An 11,189-nucleotide genomic window follows, 5' to 3' on the forward strand; every position below is an offset into this window, starting at 1 on the left:
TTCTCACCTTAAGCTGCCCGTAAATTGCCTTGTCTGCAATGAAAGAGTTGTCTCTTTCGACTATCGACGTTGCGCAACTGCATGGGCAGACTTTGCCCGAAAAGCAGCGCTTTTCAGGCGGGAGTGACTTAGCAACCTTTGTTGTCTGCGTCAATGTTGTGGCTATGTATGTAGCCTATTAGTTTTTGCATAGGCCTGTGAAACAGAGATGAAGCTGCCGGTGATGGGCGTGGGCTCTATGTTCAAGAAGATACAGGCCCTGCCATTGGCCCAGTAACATGGAGGCATTTTGAACCGGAATGGTCAGGCTGACCGACGTCACCATGGTCTTGATATGGGCGGGCATATCATCCGGCCCTTCCAGTGAATGCTCATAATAGCGGTCTTCGGGGGCGAGATCTTCCAGAAAGGAGAGGAGGTCTTCCTGAACGGTGGGATCAAAATTCTCCTGTATTGTAAGGGAGGCGGATGTGTGCTTGCAAAAGAGCGTCAGGGTACCTGATTGGGCGCCGGAATGTGCCAACCAATGCGCAACCTCGCGCGTAATGGTGTGCATGCGCTTTCCTGATGTCTTTATCGAGAGGGTATCGTGCAGGACATTGAACATAGGCTCATCCATTCGCTGGAGACTTTCAATCAGATTATCATAGTCTAGGGTTTATATGCGTTGTGTTCTGAGAATCAATGGGCAGACCCTGCTTGGGGGAACACAAAGGGAGACATATCCTATGACGATCACGCGAAGAGACCCGATAGCCTATATGGCGGGCACGCTTTCAGATGGCGAGCGCCCCGCTTCTATCACTGAAGAAGGGGGCGGGGGCAAATTCACGCCCGATGGAAAAGCCTTGCCCTTTGCGGGCAATACCTTTCTTTGCCATATCGATCCATCATCACGGGCCTATCGCGCCCTTGTCTCCATGCAGCAAGAGATCAAGGCCGGTCCTTTTGCGCATCTCTTCGCTTTTCTGCCAGCTGATAGCCTGCATATGACGCTTTTTCAGGGTGTGTCGCCGGGATGCATCAGCTCCTCGGAAGGCTGGCCAAAAGATATCCCTCTGAGGAATAGTCGGGATAGCGTGACACAGGCCTTTGTTCAGCGTCTGACCGGTCGGTATTTGCCAACAGGCATGAACGTCACAGCCTTGGACCTTTTCGCTCTTCACTCGGTAACGGTGAGCGGCGCCACGCCGCAGGATGAGCAAATGCTCAGGCAGGTGCGTGAGATCCTGTCTCAACTGACATCAATCCGCTATCATGCACACGACTCCTATATATTCCATGTCACACTTGCCTATCCGTTGACCTTTACCGACAAGGATACGGCAACAGCGATCCATAAAGAGAGTGCCAGACTGTTCGCCAGATACGAAAAGGATCTCTCTGATATCAGCATGGCCGCCGTTGAATTTTGTAACTATGAGACCATGCTCCAATTCGAGCCGGTGATGGTGTTCAAGGACTAGGAGATGTGCGGCTTTTTGCGAAGAAATGAATATTTATACTCACTTTTTACAAGGGTGAGAGGCTCTCGTTCGTGTGCTCGATTGAGGCGTTTTTTCTCGGTTAGCAAATTCTTTCGACACCATGGCGGGCTTTGCTTACTCATCTTTTGATTGCTGAGACTTTTGTAGGCACGCTGTGGTGTGATTGCCCATGAAAGTAGCCGGATCATCCATTTACGAGTTTTAATAAGTATTACTTAATGAGTGGTGGGAGATATTTTCGATAGGGAGGAAACTATGAAACTTAGCTCCATTCTGCTCGCTAGTGCGCTTGTTCTGGCTCCAATGACCGCAATGGCTGCGGGCAAAACGGTTGGTTTTTCGCAGATCGGTTCTGAATCCGGTTGGCGTGCTGCTGAAACCACAGTTACCAAACAGCAGGCTGAGGAACGCGGTGTTACCCTGAAATTTGCTGATGCTCAGCAGAAACAGGAAAACCAGATCAAGGCTCTGCGCGGCTTCATTGCCCAAGGTGTTGATGCCATCTTCCTGGCCCCGGTAGTTGCAACCGGCTGGGACTCCGTTCTTGAAGAAGCTCAAGACGCTGAAATTCCTGTTATTCTGCTCGACCGTAAGGTCGATGCCGACCCAAGCCTCTACATGACGGCTGTCACGTCTGACACCGTTTATGAAGGCGAAGTGGCTGGCAACTGGCTCAAAGACAAAATGGCTGGCAAAGACTGCCGTATTGTCGAGCTGCAAGGCACGACCGGGTCTTCTCCGGCGATCGACCGCAAAAAAGGCTTCGAGAAAGCCATCGCGGACGCATCCAATCTGGAAATCGTACGCAGCCAGACCGGCGACTTCACCCGCGCTCAGGGTAAGGTCGTTATGGAAAGCTTCCTGAAAGCTGAAGGCGCTGAAAATATCTGCGCTCTTTATGCCCACAATGATGACATGGCCGTTGGTGCCATTCAGGCCATCAAGGAAGCTGGCGCAAAGCCGGGTGAAGACATTCTCGTTGTTGCCATCGACGCTGTGCCTGACATGCATCTGGCCATCGCCAATGGCGAAGCAAACGCAACCGTTGAGTTGACCCCGAATATGGCTGGTCCTGCTTTTGATATTCTGGACGCCTATTGGAAAGACGGCACCATGCCTGAAAAATGGGTCCAGACTGAATCCAAGCTCTACACTCAGGATGACGACAACAACGCCATCTATGAAATGAAGAAGAGCCTTGGCTACTGATCTCTGACAATCGTTGGTGGTGGGCAGACACTCTGTCTGCCACCACGCTCATTCGGCTTTTCACCCAATTCTGGTAGCCTTCAGGATCACACCATGTCTACGACCCCCGAGCCGGTCCTACAGGCGACTGGCGTTTCCAAATTCTTTCCCGGCGCCATCGCGCTGGATGATGTTTCCCTTTCTCTGTATCCCGGTGAAGTGCATGCCCTTCTGGGAGAGAACGGAGCGGGAAAATCCACTCTTATCAAATGTTTGACAGGTGCCTACAAACGCGATGCTGGCACCATTCTGCTCGACGGTAAAGAAATCGATCCGCGCGATCCGCAAGGAAGCCTCGCGCTGGGTATCGGTACTGTCTATCAGGAGGTAAACCTCCTTTCGAACATGACGGTCGCCGAGAATCTGTTTCTTGGCTGGCAACCCATGCGCCATGGCATGATCAACAATCGTGAAATGGTCAAGCGCTCCAAAGAGGTCCTGTCCGGCTTTGGCCTGGATATCGACCCCTCTCAGCTGCTTTCTAGTTATTCGATTGCCATCCAGCAGGTGGTTGCCATTGCGCGTGCTGTGGAGCTGGCCGGTAAGGTGCTCATTCTGGATGAGCCAACCGCCAGTTTGGACCGCGAGGAGATCGATCTGCTCTTCTCCGTTGTGCGCAAACTGACTGAACGGGGTCTCGCGGTGGTTTTCATCACCCATTTCCTTGATCAGGTTTTCGAGATCTCCGATCGGGCTACGATCCTGCGCAACGGGCGCATTGTCGGTACGCGCGAGCTGGCCAATGCCACGCAAACCGAAATCGTGACCATGATGCTCGGGCGTCAGCTTGAAGAAGCCAAGAAAGAGCGCGGCAAGGCCGTGATCGGCGAAACCATTCTCGAGCTGAAAAACTACGGGCGCCGCGGGACCATCGAGCCGTTCGACATGATCCTGCACAAGGGAGAAGTCATCGGTCTGGCCGGACTGCTTGGATCGGGACGCAGTGAGACTGCTGGTGTGATTTTTGGCTCCACGCCTGCCGATCAGGGCACGGCCACACTCAATGGTGAGGCCATCAAGATCGACAGCCCTAGATCCTCCATTCATCTGGGGTTCGGTCTCTGTCCTGAAGATCGGAAAACAGACGGCATCGTTGGCGATCTTTCGGTAAGAGAGAATATCATTCTATCGTTGCAGGCTCGGCGCGGCTGGACACGGCCTATCTCTCGGGCGAAGGCAGAGAAGATCGCTGAGGATTATGTCAAAAAACTTGATATCCGTCTGGCCAGTCTGGATATGCCGATCCGGCTTCTCTCCGGTGGCAATCAGCAAAAGGCATTGCTTGCTCGCTGGCTGGCAACCGAACCTGATATCCTGATCCTTGATGAACCGACTCGCGGGATCGATGTTGGTGCGCATGCTGAAATCATCGAGCTTATCCAGACCCTTCGCGAGCAGGGCATGGCTTTGATCGTGGCCTCATCCGAGCTGGAGGAATTGATTACCTATTCCAGCCGGATTGTGGTTCTGCGAGATCGTCGGCAAGTCAAAGAGCTTCAGGGCGACGAAATTTCCATTGGTGCGATCGTTCGATCCATCGCTGAAGAAGGAGGGGCGCAGCTATGATGGGCGGTACTCTCCGGCGCATTGCGCCGCAGCTTATAATTCTCGGAGTGGTGATCCTGCTCAACTTCATCGTCTTTCCGGGCTTTTTCTCCATTGAATTCCAGAATGGTCGCTTGTTTGGCAACATTATCGATGTGCTGAATAGGGGCGCGCCGGTGGCTCTACTGGCGACGGGCATGACCTTGGTGATTGCCACCAAGGGGATTGATCTTTCCGTGGGTGCCGTAATGGCGATTGCTGGAGCTGTTGCCGCTTCGGTCGTTACGGCTGGGGGCGGATGGTTCCTTGCTCTATTGGCGGCTTTGGCTGCCGGTTTGGCCTGTGGCTCATGGAACGGCATTCTGGTTGCCGTTTTCCGCGTGCAACCAATTGTTGCCACGCTGGTTCTTATGGTTGCCGGGCGCGGGATCGGGCAGTTGATCACCGAAGGCAAGATCATGACCTTCAATGATCCAGGTCTTATCCATCTGGGGGCTGGTACCATTCTGGGGCTACCGACGCCGGTTTATATCTGGGTGATCATGGGCGGGTTGATAACCTATGTGGTCCGCCGCACGGCTCTGGGAATGCTGATTGAATCGATCGGTATCAACGAGACATCTTCACGGTTGGCCGGTATCAACTCTCGGGTTCTGCTTGTTGCGGTTTATCTGGTCACCGGTTTCTGCGCCGCGCTGGCTGGTGTGGTCGTCGCTGCCGACATCAAGGGGGCTGATGCCAACAATGCAGGCTTATGGATGGAGCTTGATGCCATTCTGGCTGTCGTTATCGGCGGCAACTCTTTGCTCGGTGGCCGCTTCTCGATCATCGCGTCCCTTTTGGGGGCACTCATTATTCAGTCAGTGAACTCTGTCATTCTGCTTTCGGGCATGCCGCCTGAATTCAACCTGGTGATCAAGGCGCTGCTGATCATCGTGATCCTGTTCATCCAGTCTCCTGCGGTTCAGCACGCGATCTATCTCTTCCGTGCATCGACACCGCCTCATGCGCCCAATGAAAATGGGGCCAAGAATAATCAGACCGCCAAGGAGAGTCTGTCATGATGAAATCGCCAAGGCTTCCGCTTTATATGACCATGGCGACCTTTGTTCTCGCCTATATGCTGTGCATCTGGGAATTCCCGAGTATGTTTTCCAGCCGGGTTGTGGCCAACTTGCTGACTGACAACGCCTTTCTCGGCATAACAGCTGTTGGCATGACCTTCGTCATCCTTACCGGTGGTATCGACCTTTCGGTTGGCTCCGTGATCGCCTTTACGGGCGTCTTTCTCGCCGTCATTCTGCGGGATACGTCCATTCATCCGCTTGTTGCCTTTGGCATGGTGCTCGCCATTACCATCGCTTTCGGGGCAGCAGAAGGGGCCATCGTCCATTATCTGGAGATGCCTGCCTTCATTGTGACATTGGCGGGGATGTTCCTCATGCGAGGGCTTGCCTATGTGCTGTCGACGGATTCTGTGCCCATCACGCATGAATTCTATGATGTGCTGCAATCGATCTACTGGAAGGCGCCAGGTGGCGGACGGTTCAGGCTGATCGGTGGCGTGATGTTGCTGGTTTTCATCGGGGCGATGATCGTCTTGCACCGGACAAAGTTCGGCAAGAATGTCTACGCCCTCGGAGGAGGTGTGCAAACGGCCCAGCTGATGGGGGTTCCCATCGCACGAACGACCATTCTCATTTATGCGACATCGGGCGGTCTGGCAGGACTTGCAGGAATCGTCTATTCCCTCTACACATCAGCCGGCTATTCATTGTCGACGGTGGGCGTGGAACTGGACGCCATCGCTGCGGTGGTGATTGGTGGCACATTGTTAAGTGGTGGCACGGGATTTGTGGCTGGAACCTTTTTCGGTATTCTGATTATGGGATTGATCCAGACCTATATCGTTTTTGATGGCACCCTTTCGAGTTGGTGGACCAAAATCGTTATCGGCGTTCTGCTGTTCACCTTTATCATGCTGCAGAAGGTATTGGCTTGGGCGACGACGGCGAGAAGAAAACCAGCAACAGAATTCGCGATGCGATCATGAGCCTGACGACCGCTGGAGGTACCTCTCAGCAGGCCTTCAACAACACTTCCAAAGTTGTTGATCAACTGGGTATGGCCATTGTCTCGGGCGACTATGCCGAACAGACGATGATCCCGCTTGATCCGGATCTTGAAGAAATGTTCGGGGTGTCTCGGACGGTCATTCGCGAAGCGAAAAAGACCCTTGTGGGCAAGGGGCTGTTGCAATCAAAAGCCAAGGTGGGGACGCGGGTGCGCCCCTCCTCGGACTGGAGCATGTTCGACCCCGACGTTCTGCGCTGGCATGCGTCTTTGAGAAAGCCAGGGCCTTTCATGAATGAACTGCATGAAATCCGCCTGATTTTTGAGCCTGCGGCAGCCGCTCTTGTTGCCCGGCGTGGTCTCGGGGAAGAATGCGCCGCTCTCACTGCCGAGTGTGAGCATATGGCTGCGGCTGAGGACTATGTCTCTTATGCCGTTGCCAATATCGAGTTTCACACCTCCATTCTGCATATGTCGGGCAATCGATTTCTATCATCTCTGGGCGATATGGTGCAGGCTGCGCTCTTTTCTGTCTATCGGTTGGGCTATGACAATGCGCGCATCAATCCGGATGGAAATGTGCAGCAGGCGTCCATTGATACCTATTGGCAGATCGTCGAGGCGATCAGAGCCAAGGACGCCAAGCGTGCTGAGACGACCATGGCGGATGCCATCGCGCTTTTCAAAGCCAATATCTCTTAAATCCCCTTTCCTCTGCTCCTCCCTTCTTGTCGTTCCCCTTTCATTGCTTTGCTTCACCGGCTGGACCATGTTTCAGTCTTCCGATTTCATCTTGCTGGTTATGGACTTTAGAATGTCCGCGATCTGAAGGAATTCGTCTCGCAAGGGGTTGCTGCGCCGCCAGACCATACCAATGGTGCGTTTCGGGGCCGGGGTCGGCAAATGCGCAATGGAAACCGGCGCAGATCGTGTTTCCACGCCGACCGCCATTTCCGGTATCAGAGTCACGCCGATCCCGGCTCCTACCATCTGCACCAATGTTGCCAGAGAGCTGCCCTCCATGAGATTGCGGGGTGGGGCCGCGCTGTTGTTGCAATAGGAAATCGCCTGATCCCTGAAGCAATGGCCTTCTTCCAGCAATAGCAGGCGCATCGTCTGAAGCATTTCCGGATTGGGTACCGGTTTGTTTGCATCCTGTTGCGCTCGTAACAGGACAAATTCTTCGTCCAACAAGGCCAACTCCTCTAAAGATGGTTCGGAGATGGGCAAGGCGACAATCGCCGCATCCAGTCGGGCTTCCAGCAAATCGGTGATCAGTTTCTTTGTTTTGGCTTCTCGTGGTCGCAAATCCAGCCCCGGAAAGCGTTGCCCCATGACCTTTATAAAGTCAGACAAGAGATAAGGAGCCACCGTAGGGATGATGCCAAAGCGGAACTGGCCTCCCAAAGGGCCTTGCGTGCTGCGTGTCAGATCTTCCAGCTCCTTGACGGAATGCAGGATATGCTGGGCGCGCTCTGCAAAGGCGCCTCCTAGCGTCGTCAGATGGATCTGACGTGATCCGCGTTCAACGAGAGACGCGCCGATCAGCGCTTCCAACTCCTTGATCTGAACCGAGAGGGCCGGTTGGGTCACATTGCATTCTTCTGCTGCTCGTCCGAAGTGATGGTGGCGGGCCAGAGCATCGAAATAGCGCAGGTGTTTCATGGATAGGTTTGTCATTAGAAAATCTTATCACTTATCTTAGAAAATGCAATTTCCGTTTATGGAACTCATCTGATAAAAATAGCATTGTCAAAAGAGAAGTGCGCGAAAGGGTCGGCCTCGCGAAAAGGGCTGCCAAACCATATTAAATGACAAGATCTGTCTTGTTCAAACAAGAACGATTGATTGATTTTTTGGAGGACCAAATGGATCACAGCGACACCAAATCGACCGGTAAGTGCCCCGTCATGCACGGTAGTAATACGGCTATGGGGACTGGCGTCATGGACTGGTGGCCGAATGCCCTTAATTTGGATATTCTGCATCAGCATGACACCAAGACCAGCCCTTTTAGCGAAGATTTCGATTATACCGAGGAAGTCAAGACACTCGACTATGCGGCGGTCAAACAGGATCTTCGGGATCTGATGCATGACAGCCAGGATTGGTGGCCTGCCGATTGGGGCAGCTATGTGGGCATGTTTGCGCGTGTGGCCTGGCACGCTGCAGGGTCTTATCGCTTGGCTGACGGCCGCGGCGGCGGTGGCACGGGCAACCAACGTTTTGCGCCGCTCAATTCATGGCCCGATAACGTCAATACCGACAAGGGCCGCCGTCTGCTTTGGCCGATCAAGAAGAAATATGGCAACAAGCTCTCTTGGGCTGACCTGATCATTCTGTCTGGTACGGTCGCTTATGAAGAAGCCGGATTGAAGACCTTCGGTTTCGGTTTTGGCCGCAAAGACATCTGGCATCCGGAAAAAGATACCTATTGGGGGGCTGAAAAAGAATGGCTCGCACCAAGTGATGGCCGCTATAGCGATGTAGACAAGCCCGAGACCATGGAAAACCCTCTGGCCGCAGTGCAGATGGGTCTCATCTATGTGAATCCGGAAGGCGTTAATGGCGAGCCCGATCCGATCAAAACAGCGGCGCAGATCCGCGAAACCTTTGCCCGAATGGCGATGGATGATGAGGAAACCGTTGCGCTCACCGCCGGTGGCCACACCATAGGCAAATGCCACGGGAATGGGCGGGCTGAAGATTTGAGCCCGGATCCGGAAGCCTCTGGTCCTGAATATCAGGGCATCGGCTGGATGAATACCAAGGGGCGTGGCATTGGGCGTGACACGGTCGTCAGCGGTATCGAAGGTGCATGGACCTATGAACCGACCAAATGGGATATGGGCTATTTCGATTATCTGTTCGGCTATGAGTGGGAGCTTAAGAAGAGCCCAGCGGGCGCTTGGCAGTGGATGCCGATCGACATGAAGGAAGAAGACATGCCGGCTGATGTGGAAGATCCCTCTATCCGCTGCGCACCGATCATGACGGATGCCGACATGGCCATGAAAATGGATCCGGTTTACAATGAAATCTGCCAGCGCTTCATCAAGGATCCCGACTATTTCTCCGACACTTTTGCGCGTGCATGGTTCAAGCTGACTCACCGCGATATGGGGCCTAAGGCGCGCTATATCGGCCCATGGGTTCCAGATGAAGAGCTCATCTGGCAGGATCCTGTGCCAACTGGCCCGTCTGATTACAATGTCGAGGCTGTGAAGGCCAAGATCGCAGATAGCGGACTGTCTATTGGCGAAATGGTTGCCACCGCTTGGGACAGCGCCCGCACCTATCGTGGATCGGACATGCGAGGGGGTGCCAATGGCGCGCGCATTCGTCTGGCTCCGCAGAAAGATTGGGAAGGCAACGAGCCGGATCGTCTGGCCAAGGTTCTTGCTGTTCTGGAGCCGATTGCCGCAGAATTTGGTATTAGCGTCGCTGATGCTATCGTACTTGCCGGTAATGTCAGTCTGGAAAAGGCCATCAAGGCAGCCGGCCTTGATGTTGCCGTGCCGTTCGCTCCGGGGCGGGGGGATGCAACTGACGCAATGACTGATGCGCCTTCCTTCGATCCTTTGGAACCTTTGGCCGATGGCTATCGCAACTGGGCCAAGAAAGATTATGTGGTTAGCCCAGAAGAGATGTTGCTCGATCGCACGCAGCTGTTGGGTCTGACTGCAAGAGAAATGGCTGTGTTGGTTGGCGGTATGCGTATGCTTGGCACCAACTATGGAGACACCAAGCATGGTGTATTCACCGAGCATGAAGGTGCTCTGACCAACGACTTCTTCGTCAATCTGACGGATATGGCCTTCAAATGGGTGCCGACTGGCAAGAACACCTACGAAATACAGGACCGCAAAACCGGTGCTGTGAAATGGACTGCAACCCGCGTGGATCTTGTCTTCGGGTCAAACTCCATTCTTCGTTCTTACGCTGAAGTGTATGCGCAGGACGATAATAAGGAGAAATTCGTGAAGGATTTTGTCGCCGCATGGACCAAGGTGATGAATGCTGATCGTTTTGATCTGAAAGCATAGCTCTATCAAAAGGGCTTTTAGCCATCCCAGCATATAGACTGAATGGGAGGCGGCGTCGCGCATGCGCGATGCCGTTTCTTGTTTGTGTAGGCTGATGTGATGTTGAGCGCGGTAGAATAGGGCTGATTGAGGTCGAGCTGTAAGGCGCGCAAATGCGTTAGCACAGTGTTGAGGAAAGGGGCGTAGAAGCGGTCCGCTGTGGACAAGTTTTTTATCGCCAATTGAGAGAAAAATCAGAATGAAATTGCCCCTGCAATCTTAGTCAGTTTTACGTAACTGACACAAATTTGAGCTTCTAAATTGTGCAATCAGGCTGCTGACCCCTTCAAATCGCGATGAAATTTATTGGGCCTGTTTATTAAATGGGCATTTGTTGGAAATTTATACAGATGAAAAACCGCGGATTTCCGCCTCTTTCAGAAGGCTATAATTTTTTCCGGAACAATTTGTCATAAAAATGTATTTTAGTGTTTGACTCTGATTGGGGTGGGGTCTATAAACCGATCCATCGACAGCGGCGGCGCTGCTGGCGGCGGGGCGGTTCGCCCCAAAATTTGGGACTTGGCTGATTAAGAATGTTGGCTTTGAGTTCTAAGAAAAGGCATTTTGCTTTTTGATCTTTGACAATATGGAATGACTAAAGAGAAACGTGGACGGCTTGGTCTTGAGGTCCTTATGGACCGAATGAGACAAAGAGCTCGTTACGTTTTTAGAAGCTTGATTGGTGGTCGGATGATCATTGATCAGCTCTTGTCAATGAACGTGATTTGAGTTTGATTAAATTCTCTTA

9 protein-coding genes are annotated in these 11,189 nt (G+C 53.0%); 7 read left to right on the forward strand and 2 right to left on the reverse strand.

Annotated elements, in window-relative coordinates; translation table 11 throughout:
* Positions 1 to 178: 178 nt before the first annotated feature.
* Complete coding sequence (locus BM258_RS21755; protein ID WP_210186843.1) at positions 179 to 619, reverse strand: secondary thiamine-phosphate synthase enzyme YjbQ; 441 nt, start codon at positions 617 to 619, stop codon at positions 179 to 181.
* Positions 620 to 728: 109 nt separating this feature from the next.
* On the opposite strand from BM258_RS21755, the gene BM258_RS21760 reads away from it, so the two are divergent.
* From BM258_RS21760 to BM258_RS21785, 6 genes are all read left to right on the forward strand, one after another.
* Positions 729 to 1,466 carry a DUF1868 domain-containing protein gene (locus tag BM258_RS21760; protein ID WP_175528208.1) on the forward strand — a complete coding sequence of 246 codons (738 nt, stop codon included), beginning with the start codon at positions 729 to 731 and terminating at the stop codon, positions 1,464 to 1,466.
* Between the two features lie 276 nt (positions 1,467 to 1,742).
* The gene (gene ytfQ, locus BM258_RS21765; protein ID WP_090075350.1) at positions 1,743 to 2,696 is read left to right on the forward strand and encodes a galactofuranose ABC transporter, galactofuranose-binding protein YtfQ; all 954 of its coding nucleotides are present in this window, start codon (positions 1,743 to 1,745) and stop codon (positions 2,694 to 2,696) included.
* A gap of 93 nt (positions 2,697 to 2,789) precedes the next feature.
* The gene (locus BM258_RS21770; RefSeq protein ID WP_090075351.1) at positions 2,790 to 4,301 is read left to right on the forward strand and encodes a sugar ABC transporter ATP-binding protein; all 1,512 of its coding nucleotides are present in this window, start codon (positions 2,790 to 2,792) and stop codon (positions 4,299 to 4,301) included.
* Positions 4,298 to 5,344 carry an ABC transporter permease gene (locus tag BM258_RS21775; RefSeq protein WP_210186844.1) on the forward strand — a complete coding sequence of 349 codons (1,047 nt, stop codon included), beginning with the start codon at positions 4,298 to 4,300 and terminating at the stop codon, positions 5,342 to 5,344. The genes BM258_RS21770 and BM258_RS21775 overlap by 4 nt, the downstream gene beginning before the upstream one ends.
* Positions 5,344 to 6,333 (forward strand): galactofuranose ABC transporter, permease protein YjfF, encoded by a 990-nt coding sequence (gene yjfF, locus BM258_RS21780; RefSeq protein WP_090075352.1) that lies wholly within the window; start codon positions 5,344 to 5,346, stop codon positions 6,331 to 6,333. The genes BM258_RS21775 and yjfF overlap by 1 nt, the downstream gene beginning before the upstream one ends.
* Complete coding sequence (locus tag BM258_RS21785) at positions 6,330 to 7,055, forward strand: FadR/GntR family transcriptional regulator (RefSeq protein ID WP_090075353.1); 726 nt, start codon at positions 6,330 to 6,332, stop codon at positions 7,053 to 7,055. The genes yjfF and BM258_RS21785 overlap by 4 nt, the downstream gene beginning before the upstream one ends.
* A gap of 72 nt (positions 7,056 to 7,127) precedes the next feature.
* On the opposite strand, the gene BM258_RS21790 is transcribed toward BM258_RS21785, so the two are convergent.
* The gene (locus tag BM258_RS21790; RefSeq protein WP_090075354.1) at positions 7,128 to 8,033 is read right to left on the reverse strand and encodes a hydrogen peroxide-inducible genes activator; all 906 of its coding nucleotides are present in this window, start codon (positions 8,031 to 8,033) and stop codon (positions 7,128 to 7,130) included.
* A 188-nt stretch (positions 8,034 to 8,221) separates the two neighbouring features.
* On the opposite strand from BM258_RS21790, the gene katG reads away from it, so the two are divergent.
* Complete coding sequence (katG, locus tag BM258_RS21795; RefSeq protein WP_090075366.1) at positions 8,222 to 10,399, forward strand: catalase/peroxidase HPI; 2,178 nt, start codon at positions 8,222 to 8,224, stop codon at positions 10,397 to 10,399.
* The last annotated feature ends 790 nt before the right edge of the window (positions 10,400 to 11,189 follow it).

This window comes from Cohaesibacter marisflavi (genome assembly GCF_900115225.1).
Lineage (GTDB): Bacteria > Pseudomonadota > Alphaproteobacteria > Rhizobiales > Cohaesibacteraceae > Cohaesibacter > Cohaesibacter marisflavi.

Bases quoted from the DNA above. Each gene is read 5' to 3' on its own strand.
- BM258_RS21755 (WP_210186843.1), bottom strand. From the start codon at position 619: ATGGATGAGCCTATGTTCAATGTCCTGCACGATACCCTCTCGATAAAG.
- BM258_RS21760 (WP_175528208.1), top strand. From the start codon at position 729: ATGACGATCACGCGAAGAGACCCGATAGCCTATATGGCGGGCACGCTT.
- ytfQ (WP_090075350.1), top strand. From the start codon at position 1,743: ATGAAACTTAGCTCCATTCTGCTCGCTAGTGCGCTTGTTCTGGCTCCA.
- BM258_RS21770 (WP_090075351.1), top strand. From the start codon at position 2,790: ATGTCTACGACCCCCGAGCCGGTCCTACAGGCGACTGGCGTTTCCAAA.
- BM258_RS21775 (WP_210186844.1), top strand. From the start codon at position 4,298: ATGATGGGCGGTACTCTCCGGCGCATTGCGCCGCAGCTTATAATTCTC.
- yjfF (WP_090075352.1), top strand. From the start codon at position 5,344: ATGAAATCGCCAAGGCTTCCGCTTTATATGACCATGGCGACCTTTGTT.
- BM258_RS21785 (WP_090075353.1), top strand. From the start codon at position 6,330: ATGAGCCTGACGACCGCTGGAGGTACCTCTCAGCAGGCCTTCAACAAC.
- BM258_RS21790 (WP_090075354.1), bottom strand. From the start codon at position 8,033: ATGACAAACCTATCCATGAAACACCTGCGCTATTTCGATGCTCTGGCC.
- katG (WP_090075366.1), top strand. From the start codon at position 8,222: ATGGATCACAGCGACACCAAATCGACCGGTAAGTGCCCCGTCATGCAC.